The organism is Microbacterium sp., assembly GCF_052099035.1.
In the GTDB taxonomy this organism is placed as follows: Bacteria; Actinomycetota; Actinomycetes; order Actinomycetales; family Microbacteriaceae; genus Microbacterium.
This window is the reverse complement of the sequence record NZ_JBQDSX010000002.1, coordinates 26,238-47,254: the sequence shown is the minus strand read 5'-3', so window position 1 is coordinate 47,254 and position 21,017 is coordinate 26,238. Positions and strand designations below refer to the sequence as shown.

Sequence of the window (21,017 nt, the reverse complement as noted above, 5' to 3'; positions counted from 1 at the left end):
GGAGGTCGGCCACCCGCCGACCTCCCCTCGCCTTTGCCTGGCTTCCACAGGAGCCTGGGCGGAAGTAACTTCGCTGGTTAGGATCTGACACATGAAGCTTGAATTGCGCGGCATTACGAAGAGGTTCGGCGCGCTGACAGCCAACGACCATATCGACCTCACGATCGAGCCGGGGGAGATCCACTGTCTCCTCGGCGAGAACGGTGCGGGGAAGTCGACGCTGATGAACGTGCTCTACGGCCTGTACCAGGCTGATGAGGGCGCGATTCTGCTGAACGACGTCGAACAGCACTTCGCCGGTCCCGGTGACGCCATGGCCGCAGGCATCGGCATGGTGCATCAGCATTTCATGCTGATCCCCGTCTTCACGGTGGCCGAGAACGTCATGCTCGGCCATGAGGAGACCACCTTCGGCGGTCGTCTGGATCTCGCGGCTGCGCGCGCGAGGGTGCGCGAGATCTCCGATCGGTTCGGCTTCCACGTCGATCCGGATGCCATCGTCGAAGACCTTCCCGTCGGCGTGCAGCAGCGCGTGGAGATCATCAAGGCGCTCTCTCGTGATGCCAAGGTCCTCGTGTTCGACGAGCCGACCGCCGTGCTCACCCCGCAGGAGACCGACGAGCTGATGGCGACGATGCGTCAGCTGCAGGAGACGGGCACATCGATCGTCTTCATCACCCACAAGCTCCGCGAGGTCCGCGAGGTCGCGGACCGCATCACCGTGATCCGTCTCGGCAAGGTCGTCGGTGAAGCATCGCCCACGGCGAGCAATGAAGAGCTCGCTTCGCTGATGGTGGGGCGCGCTGTGGAGCTCACCGTGCACAAGGAGGAGCCGAAGCTCGGCGAAGAATCCCTCGTCGTCACCGATCTCACGGTCACAGACCCCTTCGGCACAGTGCTCGTCGACGACGTATCGTTCTCCGTCCGCGGCGGAGAGGTGCTCGTGATCGCGGGCGTCCAGGGCAACGGCCAGACCGAGCTCACCGAGGCGATCGTCGGACTCCAGCCCCGCGTCAAGGGCAGCGTGCGGCTCAACGGTGAGGAGCTGATCGGACGCTCGGTGCGTGACATCCTCGACGACGGCGTCGGCTTCGTGCCCGAGGATCGCAGCACCGATGGCATCGTCAAAGAATTCACGATCGCCGAGAACCTCATGCTGGACCGTTCGGTCGGCGCCCCGTTCGTCAAGGCGGGAACGCTGCAGCTGCAGCTGCTGGACAGCTTCGCGAAAGAGAAGATCACCGAGTTCGACATCCGTACACAGGGCCCGACGCAGCCGGCCGGCCGTCTCTCCGGCGGAAACCAGCAGAAGGTCGTGCTGGCCCGCGAGCTCAGCCGCGAGCTTTCTCTGTTCGTCGCAGCCCAGCCGACGCGCGGTGTCGATGTCGGCTCCATCGAATTCATCCATAAGCGTGTCATCGAGACGCGCGATTCCGGCATCCCAGTCGTCGTGATCTCCACCGAGCTCGATGAGGCGGCAGCCCTCGCCGATCGCATCATGGTCATGTATCGCGGAAAGGTCGTCGGCGTCGTGCCGGGTGACACCAGCCGCGAGCAGCTCGGACTGATGATGGCCGGCATGGTCGAGACCACAGAGGAGACCAGCGCATGAGCGGCACAGAACTGAAGCCGATCCCCGCAGCTCCTGCGGACTTCGGCACCGACCCCACGGATATGGAACCATCGCGCTGGCACGGGGCGTTCCGGAGGATCGTGATGGGCAATGGGCTCATCTCGGTGCTGTCGGTCATTCTGGCGCTGATCGCCGGTTCCATCATGATCGCGTTCACGGATCCCGATGTGCAGCGCACGGCCGGGTACTTCTTCTCACGGCCGCAGGACATGCTCGCCGCGATCTGGCAGTCGATTTCCGGCGCGTACGTTGCGTTGTTCCAGGGTGCGTTCTACAACTTCCGCGTCGACGGTTTCGCCGCGGGCATCAAGCCGCTGACGGAGACCCTCAAGTTCGCGACACCTCTCATCGCCGCCGGTCTTGGAGTCGGGCTCGCGTTCCGCGCCGGCCTGTTCAACATCGGCGGCCAGGGGCAGATGCTCATGGCCGCGGCCGCCGCCGGCTGGGTGGCCACGAGCATGAACCTGCCGTGGCCGCTGCATATGCTGGTCGCCATCGTCGCCGGTGTCATCGCGGGAGCGATCTGGGCCGGCATCGCCGGCATCCTCAAGGCTCGTACGGGTGCGCATGAGGTGATCGTGACGATCATGCTCAACCACATCGCCTTCTACCTTTTAGCCTGGATGCTTGCCACACCGGGGATTCTGCAGGCGCCCGGGTCCAACAACCCGAAGACCGCGGCCATGGCCGAATCGGCTGTCCTCCCGGACATCCTGGGCCCGCGGTACAACCTGCACGCCGGCTTCATCCTCGCGCTGATCGCCGTCGCCTTCACCTGGTGGCTGCTGGAGCGCTCGAGTCTCGGCTTCCGATTCCGTGCGGTGGGGGAGAACCCCACAGCGGCGAAGGTCGCAGGCATCAGCGTCGGTCGGATGTACTTCCTCGTCATGGTGATCGCCGGCGGGCTGGTGGGCATCGCTGGTGTCAGCCAGGTGCTCGGCACCGTCACCAGCGGATTCGGCGGCGACATCGACGCCGGCATCGGCTTCGATGCGATCACCGTCGCGCTCCTGGGGCGCTCCACACCGCTGGGCATCCTCGCCGCCGGCATCCTGTTCGGTGCATTCAAGGCGGGTGGATTCGCGATGCAGGCATCGGAGAACGTGCCGATCGAGATCGTCCTCGTCGTGCAGTCGCTGATCGTGCTGTTCATCGCCGCACCTCCCCTCGTGCGTGCGATCTTCCGACTACCGCAGCCCGGCGCACGCAAGAAGCCGAGAAAGCCGAAGAAGAACGCGGCACAGATCACTGAGGAGGTGTCGGCATGAGCATCACAGCTGAAACAGTGGTCAGTGACGAACAGCGTCACGTCACCATCACCTCCTGGAAAACGCCGATCATCTTCGGCCTGTTCACCGTGCTGTTCGCGCTGCTCCCGCTGCTCGTCCCGCGCGAAGGCGACAGCACATTCCGGCTCGTCCGGTCGGCGAACGCAGCCATCCAGCTGCCTGAACTCGTCGTCCCCGCCAATGCCACAGCGTGGATCGCCGTCGTCCTGCTCGCGCTGGTCACCGTGCTGTCCGTCGTCTGGACGCGTGCGGGGCGCAAGCTTCCGCTGTGGCTGACGGTCGTCTACGTCATCGTTCTCCTCGTCGGATTCCTCGCGTGGGCATCGGCCGGCGGAACGCTGCCGATGATCGGTCTCCTCGGCGGTGCACTGGCACTCGCAACACCACTGATCTTCGGTGCGCTGGGTGGTGTGATCGGTGAGCGCGTCGGTGTCGTCAACATCGCCATCGAGGCCCAGCTCCTGGCCGGAGCCTTCATGGCCGCGCTCGTCGGATCAGCCACGCAGAGCGTCTGGGCCGGACTGATCGCGGCGATGGTCGCCGGTGTGCTCGTCTCGCTCGTGCTCGCCGTGTTCGCCATCACCTACTACGTCAACCAGGTGATCGTCGGCGTCGTGCTGAACGTGCTTGTGGCGGGACTGACGACGTTCCTCTACCGTCAGGTACTGAGCGCGAACCCGGAGGCGCTGAACTCGCCGCCGCTGTTCCCCGTGCTCCCGATCCCGCTGCTCAGCGAGATTCCGGTGCTGGGACCGGTGCTGTTCCGCCAGACGATCATCGTGTACCTGATGTACGTCACTGTTTTCCTGGTCTGGTACGGCCTGTACCGCACCCGCTGGGGGCTGCGCCTTCGCGCTGTGGGCGAGCATCCGCAGGCGGCGGACACCGTCGGCATCAAGGTCGCACCGACCCGCTATTGGAACATGATGCTCGCCGGTGCGATCGCCGGCATGGGAGGTGCGTTCTACACGCTGGTGACGAATCCGCAGTTCGGTCGCGAGATGACCGCGGGGGCAGGTTATATCGCCCTGGCTGCGGTGATCTTCGGCAAGTGGGACCCGGTGCGTGCGACGCTTGCCGCGCTGCTGTTCGGCTTCGCCACGAACCTGCAGGGGGTGCTGTCGGTGATCGGCTCCCCGGTCCCCAGTCAGTTCATGCTGATGCTGCCGTACATCGTGACGATCTTCGCCGTGGCGGGGCTGGTGGGGCGCTCGCGTCCGCCGGCAGCTTCCGGCGAGCCGTATATCAAGAGTTAGAGGAGCTATGACTGACATCGACTGGGACGAGCTTCGTCACGTCGCCACCGAGGCCATGCAGAAGGCGTACGCGCCGTATTCGCGTTACAAGGTGGGAGCGGCGGCACTCGTGGCCGACGGCCGTATCGTTTCCGGATGCAACGTCGAGAACGCGTCGTACGGCGTCGGGCTGTGCGCCGAGTGCGCCCTGGTCGGCGACCTGCACATGTCGGGCGGAGGAAAGCTCGTCGCATTCGTCTGTGTGAACAACGACGGACAGACGATCATGCCGTGCGGCCGGTGCCGTCAGCTGCTGTTCGAGCACTCCATGCCGGAGATGCTGCTGGAGACCGTCTCCGGCATCCGCACAATCGATGAGGTGCTGCCCGATGCGTTCGGGCCGCGCGACCTGGAGGATGTCCGATGACCGAGCCGTTCGATGCGATCGACGTCATCCGCGCGAAGCGCGATGGCGGCACCGTTCCCGAGCCCGCACTGCGGTGGATGGTGGATGCCTACACGCGCGGGTACGTCTCCGATGCGCAGATGGCATCGTTCGCGATGGCGATCCTCCAGCGCGGAATGGAGCGCTCGGAGATTCGCGTACTCACCGACGCCATGATCGCGTCGGGCGAGCGGATGAGCTTCGGCGACCTCGGCAAGAAGACGGTCGACAAGCACTCCACCGGTGGCGTCGGCGACAAGATCACGCTCCCGTTGGCCCCGCTGGTGGCGTCCTTCGGCGTCGCCGTGCCGCAGTTGAGCGGCCGCGGCCTCGGCCACACCGGGGGGACGCTCGACAAGCTCGAGTCGATCCCCGGGTGGCGGGCGGCGCTGTCGAACGAGGAGATGTTCGCACAGATGCAGGGCGACGTCGGTGCCGTGATCTGCGCTGCCGGCTCCGGCCTCGCTCCCGCGGACAAGAAGCTCTACGCACTGCGCGATGTCACCGGCACGGTAGAAGCGATTCCGCTGATCGCGTCGAGCATCATGTCGAAGAAGATCGCCGAAGGTACCGATGCGCTCGTCCTCGACGTCAAGTTCGGGTCCGGGGCATTCATGCAGGACATCGATCGTGCCCGAGAGCTCGCCCAGACGATGGTCGCGCTGGGGACTGATTCCGGCGTCGCCACGACGGCACTGCTGACCGACATGAACGTGCCGCTGGGGCTCGCGATCGGGAACGCGAACGAGGTGCGTGAGTCCGTCGAGATTCTCGCCGGCGGTGGCCCCGCCGACGTTCGTGAACTCACGATCGCCCTCGCTCGCGAGATGCTGGCGCTCGCAGGTCTTCCGGATGCCGATGTCGAAGCAGCCCTGGACGATGGGCGCGCCATGGACACCTGGAAGGCGATGATCCGGGCGCAGGACGGCGACCCGGATGCCGCGCTCCCCGTCGCACGCGAGACCCATGTCGTCACCGCTGCGACAGATGGCATTCTCACCCGCATGGACGCCCTGCCATTCGGCGTCGCAGCCTGGCGCCTCGGCGCCGGTCGCGCTCGGGCGGAAGACCAGGTCATTCACTCGGCCGGCATCGATCTGCACGTCAAGCCCGGTGACCGAGTCACGGCAGGACAGCCGCTGTTCACGCTGTCGGCCGAGGACGAAACCCGGTTCGCCCGTGCCCTCGACGCTGTTGAGGGCGCCTGGTCGGTCGGAGAGACCGCGCCCGAAATCGGTCCTCTCGTCCGCGAGCGCATCACCGCGTAGGCTGTAGCGCGGCCCATCGGTGTCCAGGTTTTTCTGAGAGGACGATATCCATGTCGATCGCATCCGACGGTGACGTCACCATTCAGGGCGTCTCGTTGCGCTCGCTGCCGAAGATCTCGCTGCACGACCACCTCGACGGCGCTGTGCGTCCGGCGACAGTCGTCGAGCTCGCCGCGCAGATCGGACTAGACCTTCCGGTGGCCTCGAACGGTGCCGCACTGGATGCGCGGGGCTTCGGGGACTGGATCGGTACGCAGGCGGAATCGGACTCGCTGGTGAATTATCTGAAGACGTTCGACTTCACCGTCGGCGTCATGCAGACCGCCGAAGGTCTGACCCGCATCGCTCGTGAGTTCGTGGAAGATCTCGCCGACGACGGCGTGATCTACGGTGAGGTGCGCTGGGCCCCGGAACAGCACGTGTCGGCCGGGCTGTCGCTGGATGAGGCTGTCGACGCCGTGCAGCAGGGCATCGAAGAGGGCGAAGATGCGGCGGAGTCTGCCGGGCGCAGCATCCGCGTCGGTCAGATTCTCAGCGCGATGCGCCAGAACGACCGTGCGCGAGAGATCGCCGAGCTCGCACTCGATCACCGCGAGGACGGAGTGGTCGGCTTCGACATCGCCGGCCCCGAAGACGGCTTCCCCGCATCCGATCATCGCGAAGCATTCGAACTGCTGGCATCGAATTTCATGCCCATCACTGTGCACGCGGGAGAAGCGGCAGGTCTGGCATCCATCCGCAGCGCACTGCTGGACGGGCGCGCACTTCGCATCGGGCACGGCGTGCGTCTTGTCTCGGATCTGGAAGTCATGAACCGCGATGGTGACGAGGTGCAGGTCAAATTCGGCGACCTCGCCCGCTGGGTGCGCGACCGGGAGATCCCGCTGGAGCTTGCCCCATCATCGAACCTGCACACCGGAGCCATCGAGGCGTGGGGGACCGAGCTTGCTGATCACCCCTTCGACCTGCTCTACCAGCTGGGTTTCAACGTCACGGTCAACGTCGACAACCGCACGATGAGCCGTACCTCGCTCACCCGAGAGCTCGCACTGCTCGTGGATGCGTTCGGATACGACCTCGACGACCTGGAGACCTTCCAGTTCAACGCCGCAGCCGCAACGTTCCTCCCGGTTGAAGAGCGCGAGGAACTCGTCGAGATGATCGCCGAGGGCTTCCAGAACGACTGACACCCTCCCTCTAGGATGAGACCCGAGAGGGGTGCATCATGGGGGAAGACAGTCGTCGCCGCAGGCGAGCGACGCACGAGCGGCGTCGAAGGTTCAATGGTCGCCTGCTGCTGGTCGTTGCGATCTGTGCGGTCGTCGTTCTGGGGGTGACGTTGACGATCGTCCTCTCGACGATGCGTGCAGGCTCAGTCCAAGCCGACGACGCAGCCACCTCGGCGGCGTCTTCGACGCCCACACCCGAACCGACCCCGCTCTCGCCGGCGGAGCAGTTGCTCGCCGATGCGAACGATCCGACGGCTTGCGCAGCCGTCTTCTCCGGGGAGGGCATCACGGATGCGCCGATGCTGCAGCATCAGGCGACGCTCTATGCCGGGCTGCCTATTCCGGCTCAGGAGGGCATGGCATTCGGCGGCTGGTACGCCACCGAAGACGCAGCGGCGGCGTTCGACCCGGCATCCCGGATCAACGGTGCCGAGGAGGTCGCGTGCGAAGATCAGGTCGTCGAGCTCTACGGCTCGTGGATGCCGGCCGATCAGAACGCCGCGGCCGGCACCGAAGTGCCGATCCTGATGTACCACCAGTTCACCGCCAATCCTGACGGTGAGGACGGATGGCTTCGAGGGAACTACGCGTACATCGGCGACTTCGAGGCGCAGATGAATCACATCGCCACGACCGGTTTCTACCTGCCGACGTGGGATGAGCTGAGTGCTTTCATCGATGGGCGGCTGTATCTTCCGCCGCGGTCGGTCATCATCACCGATGATGATGCGGACCAGACGTGGTTCGATCTGGCGGCCCCGGTCGTCGCGAACAACAAGGTGCTGGCAACCTCGTTCATGATCACGGCGTACCGGCAGGATCCGCCGCCGTCGATCTACGTGCAGCGTCGTTCGCACACCCATGACATGCATCAGGCGGGGGAGAACGGCGAGGGGCGCATGGTGAACTGGACAGCGGATGAGATCGCCGCCGACCTGAACACCTCCGGTGACATCCTCGGAGTGCGTGAAGTGATCGCCTACCCGTACGGGCACTACAACGACACGGCCAAGGCAGGGGTTGCCCAGGCCGGATACGAGATGGCTCGCACGATCGAGCCGGGAACCGTGGGCATCGGCACCGACAAGCTCGCGCTGCCTGTCGTGCGCATCGACTACGGGATGGGCCTTGACGCGCTGATCAACCTGATCGGCTGAGGGAGATGAGTTCTCCCCGCGTCTTCATCGCCGGCCCCGCTTCGTGGAACCAGCTCGTCGTGCTCGATCGACTCCCTGACCCCGTGCCGCACATGCAGTTCGCTGAGGACACCTGGGAGACAGTCGGCGGGACGAGTGCGGGCAAGGCTCTGAGCTTTGCCGACGCGGGCGTCGAGGCGATGCTCTACGCGCTCGTCGGCGACGATGCGGCAGGGCGCCGTGTTCAACAGGCGATGTCTGCGGCCGGAGTCTCCGTCAGATGGGGCACAAGTGCCCAGACCGAGCGTCATCTCAACCTGATGACGCGTGCCGGCGAGCGCGTGTCGCTGTATCTGGCTTCCCCCTCGGAACAGAACGGTGATGTTCCCCAGGACGTGCGCGTGGCTCTGGGGAGCGCCGAGGTCGTCGTGCTCGATCTCGCGTCTGAGTCGTCACGTCTCCTGCCGATCGCGGCCGAGGCCGGAGCGCGGGTGTGGGTGGATGTGCACGACTACGACGGGGTGAATGAGTTTCATCGACCGTTCCTCGCCGGAGCGGATGCCGTCTTCTGCAACGACGACAAACTAGACGATCCCGTAGCGTTTCTGCGGTCTCGCGTGGACGGCGGCGCATCCTTCGCCGTGTGCACGCTCGGCGCTGACGGGGCCGTGGCGGTGGATGCCGACGGCGCGGTGATCGAAGTTCCGGCGATCCCCGTGGAGGTGGTCGATACCAACGGTGCCGGCGATGCATTCTTCGCCGGTGTGCTGTCTGCTCGGCTGGGCGGTGCGTCGCTCGCGGCAGCCCTCGAGTCCGGCACACGATCCGCATCAGTGGTGCTGGGCAGCAAGCATCTGCATCCGCTACTCGATGCCGTCCTCGGTGCGTGATCAGATCCGGTAGCGGATTAGCGGGGCGGGATCTGGGTGAATGGGACGAGCAGTTCCGTCACCGTCGCTCGCATCTCCTCGGCGGAGATCGTCGGGGTGCCATCACCGCTCTGCGGGCCGTAATCGCCGAACGACGCGTGTGATGCACCCTCGATCTCGACCAGCTCTGCGCCTGCGGGCAGCAGATGCCGTGCGCCCGCGATCTTCTCCGGCGTCGAGAGCAGGTCTTCGCTGCCGGCCAGGCTGAGCACGCCGAGGTCCGCATCCGAGAGATCCGTGGCGCAATACGATCCGAACAGCACCAGAGCATCGGCATCCTCCGCGAGCTGGCACGCGCGCACTCCACCGAGCGAGTGCCCGCCGACACCCCATTCGTCAATGTCGGGCGCGGCCGAGGTGAACGTATCGAGCCCGCGCAGATCGAAGAACGCCAGGTTCAACCACGGGCGTGTGATGACGACAGTGGTGCCTTCTGCTGCGACGTCCTGAAGAATCGCGACGTACGCCCAGGGGTCGACCTTCGCTCCGGGGATGAAGACGAGTCCGGTCTCCGAGACCCCGTCAGCGGGGGAGAGGACGATGCCCTCGGAGGTGTCGTCGATCGTGATCGACGGGTTCGCCCTGGCTTCAGCGAGCGGGCCCTTTTCGGCAGGCATGACCCCGATCTGCGTCCACGCGAGCGTCCCGCCGATGGCGATGACGATAACCAGGACGACGCTCCACAGGACCCGCTTGAGGATCCGACGCTTCTTCTTCTGCACGACCTAAGACTACGGACGCGCCACGCCGGGGTGCGTCGCCAGGTACTCCTCGAATGCTTCCGCGGACGTGCGAGACGGTGTGAAGCCGAACTCCTGCGTGAGTCGTCTGTTCGCGAGCACGGGCCGGTAGCGCAGAAAGATCACCTTCTCCGGGCCGTGCGGGGTGAGGCGCAGCATCCGCCCCACGCGAAGCGCGACAGACAACGCCCACGCCGGAACCGTGAGGCACGGCTTCCCGAGTCGCGCAGCGATCTCGGAAACGGTCATCGCGCCGCTACCTGCCACGTTGTAGATTCCCGGGCGTCCGTCGGTAGCGGCGCACACCATGGCCGCGGCGACATCATCCACCCACACGAACACGAAGGGCGAGTCCGACCCGGCGATCCGCAGGATGCGCCGACCGTCCCACAGCGCCGTGATCTGGTTGCGGACATCGGGACCGAGGATCGTGCCGATTCGGAAGATCACCTGCTCGAGCTCCGGGTTGGTTCGCCGACGCTCCGCGAGCATCTCCTCGACGAGCCGCTTGTGGCGCGAGTACGGGAAGACATCGTTGCCGCGCAGCGGCTGGGACTCATCGATCCACGCCGGATTGTCGGGATGGTAGCCGTAGGCAGCACCGGAGCTGGAGACCACGATGCGCCGCACACCGGTCTCGACACAGGCCGCGAGCACGTTCGCGGTGCCGGTGACGTCGACGCGGTATTCGAGGTCGACATCGGCGCCCGGGTTCACGATCGCCGCGAGATGCACGACCGTGTCGATGCGGTGCTCGCGCAGGACGGGGGCGATGGCGGCGGCATCCGTCACATCCATAAGCGCCGTGCGGATGCCGTCGCGCTCCGAACCCGCGCGCAGATCGGCCGACACGACCAGCTCGACGTCCTCGCGGGCTGCGAGCAGCTCTGCGACGTGCGAGCCGAGAAATCCACCACCGCCGGTGATCAGCACGCGGGTCATGATGCGCGCTTCACGGTGCTGCGTCTGCTCGCGTCTCCGGTGGCAGAGCCCGTGCGCTTTTTCGTGTGCCGCGCCCAGAGGGCTGCGACGATGAGCCCGGCGGCGATATCCCAGATGCCCCACCATCCTGCGACGATCGCCATGCCGCCGAGGCCGCCGAAGAACGCGAACACCAGTCCGAGTCCGAGTCCGGCGTTGCGGATGCCGACCTCGAACGTCATCGCTTTTCGCTCACGCGTGCCGAGCCCGCCGACGACCGCCGTGCCGTAGCCGAGCGCCAGGGCGACGGCGTCGTGCACGGTGACGACCAGCACGATGATCCCGAGCACCTGCATGAACACCGACCAGTTGCCGACGAGGGCGACGACGATGAATCCGACCAGGGCGAGCAGGCTGAACCACTTCACGAACGGGTGCGCTTTCGCTGCGACCTTCGGCAGCTTCGCACGCACGAAGAGCCCGACGGTGAACGGCAGTCCGATGATGAGTACGATCTCCAGCAGCATCTTCAGCGGATCGAGGGCGACCTGCTCGAGCACGGCGCGCGCGGTCGGATGCAACGACCCCCAGAAGGCGATGCTCAGCGGCATCGCGACGATGTACAGCAGGTTGCCGACCGCGGTCATCGACACCGACAGGGCCACGTTGCCCCCCGAGCGATGTGTGAGCACCTGCGAGATGTTCCCCGGTGGGCAGCAGGCGACGAGGATCATCCCCATCGCCATCGAGGCCGTCACCGGCAGCACCAGCGTCAGACCGAAGGTCACCGCGGGCAACAGGAGCAGCTGGGCGAGGATCGCAATGATGAAGGGCTTCGGGTGCTTCGCCACGACCCGGAAGTCCTCTGGCGCCGTGTCCAGCGCGATGCCGAGCATGATGAGACCCAGCACGACATTCAGCAGGGTCAGCGACCCGGGAGTGAAGCTCAGGACGACATCGTCGACGTTCATGCCGATTCCAGCATGTTCCGCTCCGCGCGCACGGCTCCGCGGTAGGCATCCTTGTTGACGTAGTACGACATGCGATCCAGCGCCAGATACCGGTATCCGCCCGTGACGTCCGGCCAGGGCGACCCTGTGACCCTGGCACGGAAGCGCTCGGCTCGTGCCGGGTCGTTCTCGACGGCCGCGAGGTAGCTCGCCAAGAGCTCGGCCTGCTCGTACCGGCCCTGCCAGCCGAGACCGGATGCCTCGACCATGCCCATCACGTACAGGCCGTTGAACATCGCCGGGAAGATGTTGAGGAACAGCCGCGGCGACGCTGAGCGCCACGACAGGTGCTCACGATCGACGAACGGATAGCCGAGGGAGTAGCCGGTGGCGAGCAGCACCAGGTCGTAGTCACCGGAGGTGCCGTCGCGGAAATGCACCGTCTGACCGTCGAAGCGGTCGATGTCGGCACGGACGCGCAGGTCACCCTGGCCGAGGTGGTTCAGCACCATCGTGTTGACGATGGGATGCGACTCGTAGATGCGGTAGTCGGGCTTGGGGAAGCCGAAGCGCACCGGATCGCCCGTGAAAGCCTTCAGCACCCGTGAGTCGAGGGCCTGCTTGATGCGTCGCGGCAGCGGGCGACCCTGATTGAGGGTGTCACTCGGCCTGCCGAACAGGTAGCGCGGCACGAAGTAGTACCCGCGCCGCACGCTCATATCGACGGATGCGGCATGGTGCACCGCATCGACGGCGATGTCGCATCCGGAGTTTCCCGCACCGATGATGAGCACCCGTTTGCCGTCCAGCTGCGCGGCGCTCTTGTAGAAGTGGGTGTGCATGATCTCGCCGTCGAACTCGCCGTCGAAACGCGGGATGCTGGGCTCCGCGAGGGTGCCGTTGGCGAGGACGACGCCCGCGTACCATCGCGTCTCCTCACCGTCCGGCCCACTCGAGGTGAGGTCCCACCCGCCATCGCGCGGCTCGAGACGGGTGACCATCGTGTCGAAGCGGAACAGCCCCCTCAACTCGAAATGGTCGGCATAGGAACGGAAGTAGTCCTGCAGCACGGTGTGACTCGGGTAGTCGACCTCCGAGTCCATCGGGAACTCGGCGAACTCGGTCGTGGTCCGCGACGAGATCAGGTGTGCGGACTCGTACATCGAGCTGCGCGGGTTCGTGATGTCCCAGAGACCTCCGACATCGTGGGATGCCTCGTACCCGTCGACCTCGATTCCCTGTTTCTGCAGCGCCCGCGCCGCCGACAAACCGGATGGACCCGCGCCGATGACGGCGTATTCGTTCATAGTGCTCCCCGCACGACGGTGTGCTCGATCTGACGCCCCCCAGCTAATCGACCCTAACCGAAATGCCGCACGGAAAGGGAATCAGAGCGTGTGCAACTCCTGCTGGCGAGCGGTGAACACATCGTGCACGGACCCGAAGAGCGGATGCTCGGGTTCGAGCCCGGTCACCGTCGCAGTGAGGACGCCGGCGTCTTCGCCGCGCAGCATCCGCTGCAGCTCGACGGACTGCTCATCGGCAGGGTCATCGAAGGCGAGGGCCGCGGCGACCGCGGCCACCAGCGCCGACGTCGGAAGTCCGAGCTCGGCCGCCTGCGAGGCGGGTCCGATGAAGCGCTCGTGGCGCGAGAGTTTGCGCATCGGCTGACGTCCCACCCGGTGCACGGTATCGACCAGTTCCGGGTTGCGGAAGCGGTTCAGGATCGTCGCGCGGTAGTCGGCGAGATCGGCAGGATCAAGGCCGTGCACCGCAGCGAGCATGGCTGAGGTCTCTTCGAGAGCGGCTTCGACGCGGGCTGCGATCGACGGATCGGCCAGAGCATCGGAGATGCGCTCGATGCCCGCCTGCGCACCGAAATATGCGGTTGCGGCATGGCCGGTGTTCACGGTGAAGAGCTTGCGCTCGATGTAAGGCCCCAGGTCGTCGACGAAGTGCGCACCGGGGATGTGCGGCAGGTTGCCGCCGAACGGTCCCTGCTCGATCGCCCACTCGAAGTACGGTTCGACGGTGACATCGACCCCGCCACCTTCCGGCTGGGCCGGGACGATGCGGTCGACCGCCGTGTTCGCGAACACGGCGCGGGCCAGCAACTCCACAGCGTCGTCGCCGGCGACCTTCTCGATCTCCGCACGCAGCTGATCGGTCGCACCGATCGCGTTCTCGCACGCCATGATCTTCACCGGCGCGAGGTCGGGGGAGCGGCGGGAGAGCCCGGCGACGATCGCCGGGGCGATGAACCGCAGCACGGTCGGGCCGACGGCACACGTGACGACGTCTGCGGTCGCGACCTCGTCGGCCACGGCATCCGGGTCTTCCGCGCTGTTGAGCGCCCGATACCCCGTGACCACGCGGTCCACCCCGCCGGGGCCCGCCTCATGCACCGTGTACGAGTCCGTGGCATTGATGGCGTCCACCAGGGCGCCGGCGACGTCGGAGAAGACGAGATCGTATCCGCCCTCGTGCAGCAGCAGGCCCACGAAGCCGCGGCCGATGTTGCCGGCACCGAAGTGGACCGCCTTCATGCCTCGTTCACCGCCGAAAGGAGCTCGAACAGCTCGTCCGGCGTCTGGGCCGCATTGAGCTTCGCGACATCGTCCTCGTCGGAGAACAGGATGGCGATCTGCGAGAGGATCTCGAGGTGCTCATCCCCGCGACCGGCTATGCCGATGACGAAGGTGGCCGGGTCGCCCGCCCAGTCCACGCCGCCGTCGTAGCGGACCACGGACAGCCCTGAGGCGAGGATCGCCTCCTTGGTCTCGTTCGTACCGTGCGGAATCGCGAGCCCGTTGCCCATGAACGTCGAGACGGTCTCCTCTCGCTGCCGCATCGCATCGACGTACGCGGGGGTGACGGCACCGGCGGCGGCGAGGATATCGGTCGCCTCCTGCAGCGCCTGCTCCTGGGTCGCTGAGCCGGGGTGGATGCGGATCTGACCGACCGTGAGAACGCTCATTCTTGTTCCTCCTTCTGGGACTTGACCATTTCGACGACCTCTTCATACTGCGGCGCGTTCATGAAATTGTCGACCGAGACATGGTGCGAGTTCGGAGACTTGTCCCGCGCGCGATCGGTCAGCTGCTGCTGAGTGATCACGAGGTCGGCCGTCCCGTCGAGGTTCGCGATCGCCTGGTTGGTGACCTTGATGTCCGTGATGCCGGCCTTCTTCAGCTTGTTGCGCAGGACGCTCGCGCCCATCGCGGAGGAACCCATTCCGGCGTCGCACGCGAACACGATGCTCTCGATCGGTGCGGTAGCGACGGCCGTGGCCGTTGTCGCCGGTGCACTGGACGCTGCCAGATTCGACAGGTGCTCGGACTTCTTGCCCTTGTTCGCCTCGGTCTGTGCGATCGCGGCGCCGAAGGAGTCGCCCTCGGCCGCCAGGTCGCGCTTGCGCGATGCCCGCAGGATGAGTGCGGTGAGGAGGAACGTCACCACAGCGGCGATGAGGACCGACAGGAAGACGACCACGAGGTTCCAGACTCCGGGGCCGATCGCCGCGGCGCCGACCGCGATGATGCTGCCGGGGGCGGCGGGGAAGGCGAGTCCGCCGCCGAGGATCATGTTCGTCGCGACACCGGAGGCGCCGCCGACGATGAGGGCGAGGATGGTCATCGGCTTGCTCAGCGCGTAGGGGAAGTAGATCTCGTGGATGCCGCCGAAGAACTGGATGATCGCCGCTCCCGGTGCGGATGCCTTCGCAGCCCCCACACCGAAGAACGTGAACGCCATCAGCAGTCCGAGACCGGGGCCGGGGTTCGCCTCGATGAGGAACAGGATCGACTTGCCCGTCTCCGTCGCCTGCTCGATGCCGAGAGGCGTGAACACGCCGTGGTTGATGGCGTTGTTCAGGAACAGCACCTTCGCAGGCTCGACGATGATCGAGACGATCGGCAGCAGCTGGAGGGAGACCAGCCAGTCGACAGCAGCGCCGAGAACGGTGCTGATGCCGAGCATCACGGGGCCGAAGGTGAAGAAGCCGACGACGGCGAGGATCATGCCGAGGATGCCGGCGGAGAAGTTGTTGACCAGCATCTCGAAGCCGGCCTTGATCTTGCCGTCCCAGATCTTGTCCATCTGCTTGGTGATCCAGGCCGCGAGCGGTCCCATGATCATCGCACCGAGGAACATCGGGATGTCGGTGCCTACGATGACGCCCATCGTGGCGATCGTGGCGACCACGCCGCCGCGCTCGGCGTAGACCATCCGGCCGCCCATGTTCGCGATCAGCAGCGGAAGCAGGTAGGTCACCATCGCGCCGACGAGTCCGACCTAGGCAAAGAAGTTGCCTCCGTCGCCCTCGGCGAGCGCGGTCATGGCGCCCTCCCACTGGATGCTGGCGGCATTGCCGCCGCCGCCGATGATCTCGGCCACAGGTGCCCAGTGCCACGCGGGCCCGAACGGGCTGTCCGCGCCGAAGAAGCCGGCCGGGATGAAGAGCATCGTGATGAAGCCCCAGGCGATGAACGCCGCGATGTTCGGCATGATCATGCCGGACAGGAACGTGCCGAAGCGCTGCACCGCGACGCGGGCGCCTCCGGGCTTGGTGGGTGACGACGTCGTCATGATCTCGTCTCTTTCTGGTGAGAGGGGAGGGATGCCGCAGCTTCTGCCACGGCGCTGCGTGCACCGGCCGCGTCATCGGCGGCAAGTGCGATCTCGGCGAGGCTCCGTGCCTCATCGAGGGTGCGCTCGGAGAGCGCGAGTCGAACATCGGCGAGGGCGGCCGGTGCCATGGAGAGGCTCGTGGCACCGAGTCCGACGAGAACGACAGCCAACAGCGGGTCGGCGGCGGCCTCACCGCAGATGCCGACCGGTTTGCCGGTGCGTGCGCCGGCAGTCCCGACCTCGCCGACCAGTCGCAGCACGGCAGGGTGCCAGGGGTCCTGCAGATTCGCGACCGAGCCGAGCATGCGATCGGCCGCCATCGTGTACTGGGTCAGGTCGTTCGTTCCGACCGAGGCGAAGTCGGCATGTGCGAGAACGCGGTCGGCGAGCAGCGCGCTCGCCGGGATCTCGACCATGACGCCCGCGGTCTTGATTCCGTACTCCCGGGCGAGGGTGGTGAAATACTTCGTCTCCTCGACGGTCGCCACCATCGGTGCCATGACCCACAGATCGGCGGAGGTGGCGGCATCCGCTTCGGCGAGCGCGGTGAGCTGCTCGCGCAGGATGTCTTCGCTCGCGCGCAGCGATCGCAGCCCGCGCATTCCGAGCGCGGGGTTCTCCTCGTGCGCATCGTTGAGGAAGGCGAGCGGTTTGTCCGCGCCGGCATCCAGCATGCGGACGACGACCTTCTTGCCTGGGAAGGCCTCCAGCAGCTCCCGGTAGGACGTGCTCTGTTCGCTGACGGTGGGCGCTTGGGATGCCGAGAGGAACAGGAACTCGGTGCGGAAGAGTCCGACGCCTTCAGCACCGCGGGCGACGGCTTCGGCCGCGTCCGCGGGCTTGCCCAGATTCGCCAGGAGCATGATGGCGGTGCCATCGGCGAGAGCACCGGGCGATGGCGGAGCGTCGACAGCCGCGGCGCGCGCGGCAGCCCGGGTCGCCGCACGTTCGAGCTGCTCATCCGAGGGATCGGTCGTGACGGCTCCGGCGGCAGCATCCACGATCACGGTCTGGCCGTTCTCCAGCGTCGCAGCGCCCGTGGCGCCGACGATCGCGACGATGCCCTTCTCGCGCGCCAGGATCGCCGTGTGAGAAGTGGGACCGCCGTCGGTGGTGATCAGCGCCAGCACCTGCTCGAGGTTCAGCAGTGCCGTGTCGGCGGGTGCGAGGTCGCGGGCGACGAGAACGAAGGGATGACCGGGGTCGGGGACGCCGGGAGCATCGACACCGCGCAGATGTGCGAGGACGCGTTGCGCGATGTCGTCGAGGTCAGCCGCACGTTCACCGAGATAGCCTCCGACCGCCTCGAGCGTGGCGCGGAACCCAGCGAACGCATCGTGCACGGCCCACTCCGCAGTGCCGCCGTCGTCGATGCGCGCGTCGACCTCGTCCTGCAGCGTGGGGTCCTCGGCGATCATCGCCTGGGCCTCCAGGACCTCCTGCGCCGACCCGCCGGCAGTCTCGGCACGCTGCTGCAGCTCGGCGGCGACGGCTGTCACGGCCTCGCGAGCGCGGGCGCGTTCGGTGTCCGTTCCCACCGCACTGGGTGTGTTTTCGGGTGCCGGCAGCGCATCTGCCATGCGCACGACCGGGCCCTGAGCGACGTTCTGGCCGATGCCTACTCCACGAAGCTCGGTCATGCCGTCGCCTGGTCGTGATCAGTGGTCAGCAGTTCGGTCAGCGTGTCGAGGATGCCTTCGGCTCCCTCGCCGTCCGCGGTGAGCGTCACATAGTCGCCGTGCTCGACCGCGAGGGCGATAACGCCGAGGATGCTGGCGGCGTTGACCGCCTTGCCGTCGCCTTTCGCGATGGTGACGGGGATGCCGGACTCCTTCGCAGCCTGCGCGAAGAGCTTCGCCGGTCGGGCGTGCAGGCCGTGGGAAGAGCCGATCCGGACAGTGCGTGCGACCTCGGTCATGATGTTCCTTTCGCCGTGGATGGGGAGTCGGACAGAGCAGGGGGAGTCAGCGCCGCTTCGGCGATGGCGAGCGTTCGCAAGCCATCCCGATCGCTGAAGACGTCGTCAGGGAGAACGGCCACGCGCGCTGGGGTGGCGGAGCGGATCGCATCCGTGCGATCGGCGAGGTGAGGGCCGATGAGCACGAGATCCGCGAATGTCGTGCTGACGCTGCTTTCGGCACCGGCAGAGGCCTGCCAGTCGTGACCGGCAAGGAATGCCGCACGCCGCAGCCGCTGGGCGACGAAGGTGCTCGACGCGCCCGCGCCGCACACCACCAGGATCTTCATCGATTCCACCTCTTGTTCGTGCCTCCATGACGCTCCCTCCATTCTGGGAACTTCCTGAGAGCGGCGCCACCAGGTTCCTTTCCGCCCCTGCGGAACGTGGGGTTCCGCCCGCAGGCGGGTGCAGTGCTGGCATCATGGGAGTCATGTCGCGACAGCGTCAGGACCGGCTCCTGCAGACCCTGCTCCGGCAGGACGAATGGGCGACGGCCGCGAGCCTCGCTGATCTGCTGGGAGTGACGCCGCGCAGCATCCGCTCCTATGTCGCGTCTCTGAACACCCGCACGACCGGCGCCGATGCCGTCGAATCAGGACCTGCCGGCTACCGGGCCGGGCCCGGGGCCCACGATGCGCTGCGAGCACGGCCGTCGGGGGAATCAGCGCCCCGCGATCGCCTGCACACCCTCGTGCGGACACTGCTCGATGCCTCCGATGGCATCGACGTCTACGAGACCGCGGACCGCATGCATGTGAGCGAGGCGACGTTCGAGGCCGACCTGGCACGGGTTCGAGGACTGCTGGACGGCATGGACCTGCGTCTCGAGCGCGACCGCGAGACGGTACGTCTGCACGGCGCGGAGGTCGCCCAGCGCAGACTCCTCAGCAGACTCGCGCACGATGAGATGGATGCCGGATCGTTCCATCCGGAGAGCATCCGCCGAGCGCTGACCGGAACGGCCGTCGCGGCACACGCCGTCGGGCCGTTCAAGACGGCGCTGGTGCGCGAGCTCGGCGGCCTCGGCTACTACGTCAACGAGCTGGCGATCTCCGACGTTCTGCTGCACATCGCGATCGCCGCCGACCGGGTCTCCGGTGGCCGTGCGCTGGAGACTCCCGTCGCCGGTACCTGGGACGAGATTCCCCGACTCGGTGCGGTGATCGGCGAGCTCACCTCCGAGCACTTCGGCGTGACGCTGGGCGAGGGAGACAGCGCGCACCTGGCAACGCTCGTGCTCACCCGCGCGATTGCTCCTGGTCAGGATGCTGCCGCTGACGCCGTGCGCAGCGGTGTGGATCCCGTGATCGAGGCGGCGGTGCGCGCAGAGATCGTGCAGGCGGCGGCCGACTACCAGGTCGACCTGGTCGATGAGAAGTTCATCCTGCGCCTCGCCCTGCACGTGCAGAACCTGCTGCGTCGCGCCGAAGAACAGGCGTGGACCCGCAACCCGCTCACGCGCTCGCTCAAATCCTCGTACCCGATGATCTTCGAAGTAGCCGTCTCGATCGCCAGCGGCCTGCACGACCGACTCGGCGCGCCGATCCACGACGATGAGATCGCCTACATCGCGATGCACATCGGCGGGAGACTGGAGCGCAGCAGGAAAGCGGAGTCGATCCTCACCGCGACGATCGTGTGCCCCGGCTACTACGAACTGCACGAGCTGCTGCGCTCCAGCGTCGACCGGTCTCTGGGGGCATCCGTCGAAGTGACCGGTGTCGTCACCACCGTCGACCCGGACTGGGCGGGCATCGACACAGATCTCGTGCTCACCACGATCGACCCCGGCACGAGCAGCGAGCGATTCGTGCGCATTCAGCCGTTCCTCACCGACGCTGACATCGAACGCGTTTCGCAGACCGCTGCGCGACTGCGACGTGCACGGCGATTGAACCGGCTGCGCGCGGAGCTCGCGCGTTACTTCTCACCGGACGCGTACATCCATCCCCTGGCTGATGAAGGCCCGGAAGCGATCATTCGCCGGCTCGGCGGGACGCTGGTCGCATCCGGGCTCATCGGTGAGGACTACGTCGAGAACACGATCGCCAGGGAGCGGATGTCTTCGACGGCGTTCACCGACGCACTGGCGGTGCCCCACGCGCTGCAGATGACCGCCGCGCGCACAGCCATCGCGATCGGCGTCGCCGACGGATCGGTGGCGTGGGGAGACGGGCGTGTTCAGGTGGTTGCGCTCGCCGCGTTCAGCGAGAGCGACCGGGCGGCGTTCCAGATGGTGTTCGAGCAGCTGGTCGAAGTGTTCAGCGAGCGGGAGAGCGTGCAGCGGATCGTGCGCAGGGGCACGACGTTCGAGGCGTTCCTCGACGAGCTCGTCGCCGTCATCGACGGCTGAGCGTCGCCGATCGATTCGTTGGATCGAGCACGGCGGCGAGCTCGGTCAGGACTCTCTGCGCTCCCGCGGAGTCGGGCGTCTCGAGCCGCACCTCGTCTCCGGCACTCAGCGCGAGATCCATGACGGCCAGGATGCTGCCGACGTCGACGGTGCTTCCGGCTTCGGTAGTCAGCGTGACCGGTTCGGGGTGTGCCAGCGCGAGGCGTGCGAGCTCTGCCACGGGCCGTGCGTGCAGCCCGTCGTGTGCGCTGATGATCACCCGTCTGATCGGCATCGATGCCTCCTCTTCGATCGATGCTA

19 protein-coding genes and 1 pseudogene are annotated in these 21,017 nt (G+C 66.5%); 9 read left to right on the top strand and 11 right to left on the bottom strand.

The annotated features are described in order from the left end of the window. Positions 1–91 precede the first annotated feature (91 nt). The 8 genes from ACTIAO_RS01440 to ACTIAO_RS01405 are packed head-to-tail and all read left to right on the top strand — an operon-like array spanning position 92 to position 9,125. Positions 92–1,612 (top strand): ABC transporter ATP-binding protein, encoded by a 1,521-nt coding sequence (locus ACTIAO_RS01440; protein ID WP_441904554.1) that lies wholly within the window; start codon positions 92–94, stop codon positions 1,610–1,612. After that, the gene (locus ACTIAO_RS01435; RefSeq protein ID WP_441904553.1) at positions 1,609–2,901 is read left to right on the top strand and encodes an ABC transporter permease; all 1,293 of its coding nucleotides are present in this window, start codon (positions 1,609–1,611) and stop codon (positions 2,899–2,901) included. The genes ACTIAO_RS01440 and ACTIAO_RS01435 overlap by 4 nt, the downstream gene beginning before the upstream one ends. Further along, entirely contained in the window at positions 2,898–4,178 is a 1,281-nt protein-coding gene (locus tag ACTIAO_RS01430) for an ABC transporter permease (RefSeq protein ID WP_441904552.1), read from the top strand. The genes ACTIAO_RS01435 and ACTIAO_RS01430 overlap by 4 nt, the downstream gene beginning before the upstream one ends. A gap of 7 nt (positions 4,179–4,185) precedes the next feature. After that, on the top strand, positions 4,186–4,584 hold the full coding sequence (locus tag ACTIAO_RS01425; protein WP_441904551.1) for a cytidine deaminase: 399 nt from the start codon (positions 4,186–4,188) through the stop codon (positions 4,582–4,584). Beyond that, positions 4,581–5,870 (top strand): thymidine phosphorylase, encoded by a 1,290-nt coding sequence (locus tag ACTIAO_RS01420; RefSeq protein WP_441904550.1) that lies wholly within the window; start codon positions 4,581–4,583, stop codon positions 5,868–5,870. The genes ACTIAO_RS01425 and ACTIAO_RS01420 overlap by 4 nt, the downstream gene beginning before the upstream one ends. A gap of 50 nt (positions 5,871–5,920) precedes the next feature. After that, positions 5,921–7,057, top strand: coding sequence for an adenosine deaminase (locus ACTIAO_RS01415; protein WP_441904549.1), 1,137 nt, complete (start codon positions 5,921–5,923; stop codon positions 7,055–7,057). Positions 7,058–7,095: 38 nt separating this feature from the next. Continuing rightward, a complete protein-coding gene (locus tag ACTIAO_RS01410; RefSeq protein WP_441904548.1) occupies positions 7,096–8,256 on the top strand; it encodes a polysaccharide deacetylase family protein in 1,161 nt (386 codons plus the stop codon). 5 nt (positions 8,257–8,261) lie between these two features. Beyond that, a complete protein-coding gene (locus ACTIAO_RS01405) occupies positions 8,262–9,125 on the top strand; it encodes a carbohydrate kinase family protein (protein WP_441904547.1) in 864 nt (287 codons plus the stop codon). A 17-nt stretch (positions 9,126–9,142) separates the two neighbouring features. On the opposite strand, the gene ACTIAO_RS01400 is transcribed toward ACTIAO_RS01405, so the two are convergent. From ACTIAO_RS01400 to ACTIAO_RS01355, 10 genes and pseudogenes are all read right to left on the bottom strand, one after another. Beyond that, positions 9,143–9,886: an alpha/beta hydrolase gene (locus tag ACTIAO_RS01400; protein WP_441904546.1), complete on the bottom strand. Its 744-nt coding sequence runs from the start codon at positions 9,884–9,886 to the stop codon at positions 9,143–9,145. 9 nt (positions 9,887–9,895) lie between these two features. Further along, positions 9,896–10,846 carry an SDR family oxidoreductase gene (locus ACTIAO_RS01395; protein ID WP_441904545.1) on the bottom strand — a complete coding sequence of 317 codons (951 nt, stop codon included), beginning with the start codon at positions 10,844–10,846 and terminating at the stop codon, positions 9,896–9,898. After that, a complete protein-coding gene (locus ACTIAO_RS01390; protein ID WP_441904544.1) occupies positions 10,843–11,796 on the bottom strand; it encodes a bile acid:sodium symporter family protein in 954 nt (317 codons plus the stop codon). Before ACTIAO_RS01390 ends, ACTIAO_RS01395 begins: the two co-directional genes overlap by 4 nt. After that, positions 11,793–13,082 (bottom strand): flavin-containing monooxygenase, encoded by a 1,290-nt coding sequence (locus tag ACTIAO_RS01385; RefSeq protein ID WP_441904543.1) that lies wholly within the window; start codon positions 13,080–13,082, stop codon positions 11,793–11,795. The genes ACTIAO_RS01390 and ACTIAO_RS01385 overlap by 4 nt, the downstream gene beginning before the upstream one ends. An 81-nt stretch (positions 13,083–13,163) precedes the next feature. After that, positions 13,164–14,321, bottom strand: coding sequence for a mannitol-1-phosphate 5-dehydrogenase (locus ACTIAO_RS01380; RefSeq protein ID WP_441904542.1), 1,158 nt, complete (start codon positions 14,319–14,321; stop codon positions 13,164–13,166). Beyond that, on the bottom strand, positions 14,318–14,752 hold the full coding sequence (locus tag ACTIAO_RS01375; protein ID WP_441904541.1) for a PTS sugar transporter subunit IIA: 435 nt from the start codon (positions 14,750–14,752) through the stop codon (positions 14,318–14,320). The genes ACTIAO_RS01380 and ACTIAO_RS01375 overlap by 4 nt, the downstream gene beginning before the upstream one ends. Continuing rightward, positions 14,749–16,362 (bottom strand): annotated as a pseudogene (locus ACTIAO_RS01370) (PTS mannitol transporter subunit IICB). Before ACTIAO_RS01370 ends, ACTIAO_RS01375 begins: the two are co-directional and overlap by 4 nt. Beyond that, positions 16,359–18,044: a phosphoenolpyruvate--protein phosphotransferase gene (ptsP, locus tag ACTIAO_RS01365; protein ID WP_441904540.1), complete on the bottom strand. Its 1,686-nt coding sequence runs from the start codon at positions 18,042–18,044 to the stop codon at positions 16,359–16,361. The pseudogene ACTIAO_RS01370 and the gene ptsP overlap by 4 nt, the downstream one beginning before the upstream one ends. Next, positions 18,041–18,322, bottom strand: a complete 282-nt coding sequence (locus ACTIAO_RS01360; RefSeq protein ID WP_441904539.1) for an HPr family phosphocarrier protein — start codon at positions 18,320–18,322, stop codon at positions 18,041–18,043. Before ACTIAO_RS01360 ends, ptsP begins: the two co-directional genes overlap by 4 nt. Beyond that, the gene (locus ACTIAO_RS01355) at positions 18,319–18,651 is read right to left on the bottom strand and encodes a PTS sugar transporter subunit IIB (protein ID WP_441904538.1); all 333 of its coding nucleotides are present in this window, start codon (positions 18,649–18,651) and stop codon (positions 18,319–18,321) included. Before ACTIAO_RS01355 ends, ACTIAO_RS01360 begins: the two co-directional genes overlap by 4 nt. Positions 18,652–18,794: 143 nt before the next feature. Here ACTIAO_RS01355 and ACTIAO_RS01350 point away from each other — a divergent pair, with 143 nt between their 5' ends. Next, positions 18,795–20,717, top strand: coding sequence for a BglG family transcription antiterminator (locus ACTIAO_RS01350; RefSeq protein ID WP_441904537.1), 1,923 nt, complete (start codon positions 18,795–18,797; stop codon positions 20,715–20,717). Here ACTIAO_RS01350 and ACTIAO_RS01345 read toward each other — a convergent pair. Continuing rightward, complete coding sequence (locus ACTIAO_RS01345; protein ID WP_441904536.1) at positions 20,704–20,991, bottom strand: HPr family phosphocarrier protein; 288 nt, start codon at positions 20,989–20,991, stop codon at positions 20,704–20,706. The two genes, ACTIAO_RS01350 and ACTIAO_RS01345, sit on opposite strands and share 14 nt — an antisense overlap. Positions 20,992–21,017 lie beyond the last annotated feature (26 nt).

What these genes read in the sequence shown, in the direction of transcription:
- ACTIAO_RS01440 (WP_441904554.1), top strand. Translation starts at nt 92, where the DNA reads ATGAAGCTTGAATTGCGCGGCATTACGAAGAGGTTCGGCGCGCTGACA.
- ACTIAO_RS01435 (WP_441904553.1), top strand. Translation starts at nt 1,609, where the DNA reads ATGAGCGGCACAGAACTGAAGCCGATCCCCGCAGCTCCTGCGGACTTC.
- ACTIAO_RS01430 (WP_441904552.1), top strand. Translation starts at nt 2,898, where the DNA reads ATGAGCATCACAGCTGAAACAGTGGTCAGTGACGAACAGCGTCACGTC.
- ACTIAO_RS01425 (WP_441904551.1), top strand. Translation starts at nt 4,186, where the DNA reads ATGACTGACATCGACTGGGACGAGCTTCGTCACGTCGCCACCGAGGCC.
- ACTIAO_RS01420 (WP_441904550.1), top strand. Translation starts at nt 4,581, where the DNA reads ATGACCGAGCCGTTCGATGCGATCGACGTCATCCGCGCGAAGCGCGAT.
- ACTIAO_RS01415 (WP_441904549.1), top strand. Translation starts at nt 5,921, where the DNA reads ATGTCGATCGCATCCGACGGTGACGTCACCATTCAGGGCGTCTCGTTG.
- ACTIAO_RS01410 (WP_441904548.1), top strand. Translation starts at nt 7,096, where the DNA reads ATGGGGGAAGACAGTCGTCGCCGCAGGCGAGCGACGCACGAGCGGCGT.
- ACTIAO_RS01405 (WP_441904547.1), top strand. Translation starts at nt 8,262, where the DNA reads ATGAGTTCTCCCCGCGTCTTCATCGCCGGCCCCGCTTCGTGGAACCAG.
- ACTIAO_RS01395 (WP_441904545.1), bottom strand. Translation starts at nt 10,846, where the DNA reads ATGACCCGCGTGCTGATCACCGGCGGTGGTGGATTTCTCGGCTCGCAC.
- ACTIAO_RS01390 (WP_441904544.1), bottom strand. Translation starts at nt 11,796, where the DNA reads ATGAACGTCGACGATGTCGTCCTGAGCTTCACTCCCGGGTCGCTGACC.
- ACTIAO_RS01385 (WP_441904543.1), bottom strand. Translation starts at nt 13,082, where the DNA reads ATGAACGAATACGCCGTCATCGGCGCGGGTCCATCCGGTTTGTCGGCG.
- ACTIAO_RS01380 (WP_441904542.1), bottom strand. Translation starts at nt 14,321, where the DNA reads ATGAAGGCGGTCCACTTCGGTGCCGGCAACATCGGCCGCGGCTTCGTG.
- ACTIAO_RS01375 (WP_441904541.1), bottom strand. Translation starts at nt 14,752, where the DNA reads ATGAGCGTTCTCACGGTCGGTCAGATCCGCATCCACCCCGGCTCAGCG.
- ptsP (WP_441904540.1), bottom strand. Translation starts at nt 18,044, where the DNA reads ATGACCGAGCTTCGTGGAGTAGGCATCGGCCAGAACGTCGCTCAGGGC.
- ACTIAO_RS01360 (WP_441904539.1), bottom strand. Translation starts at nt 18,322, where the DNA reads ATGACCGAGGTCGCACGCACTGTCCGGATCGGCTCTTCCCACGGCCTG.
- ACTIAO_RS01355 (WP_441904538.1), bottom strand. Translation starts at nt 18,651, where the DNA reads ATGAAGATCCTGGTGGTGTGCGGCGCGGGCGCGTCGAGCACCTTCGTC.
- ACTIAO_RS01350 (WP_441904537.1), top strand. Translation starts at nt 18,795, where the DNA reads ATGTCGCGACAGCGTCAGGACCGGCTCCTGCAGACCCTGCTCCGGCAG.
- ACTIAO_RS01345 (WP_441904536.1), bottom strand. Translation starts at nt 20,991, where the DNA reads ATGCCGATCAGACGGGTGATCATCAGCGCACACGACGGGCTGCACGCA.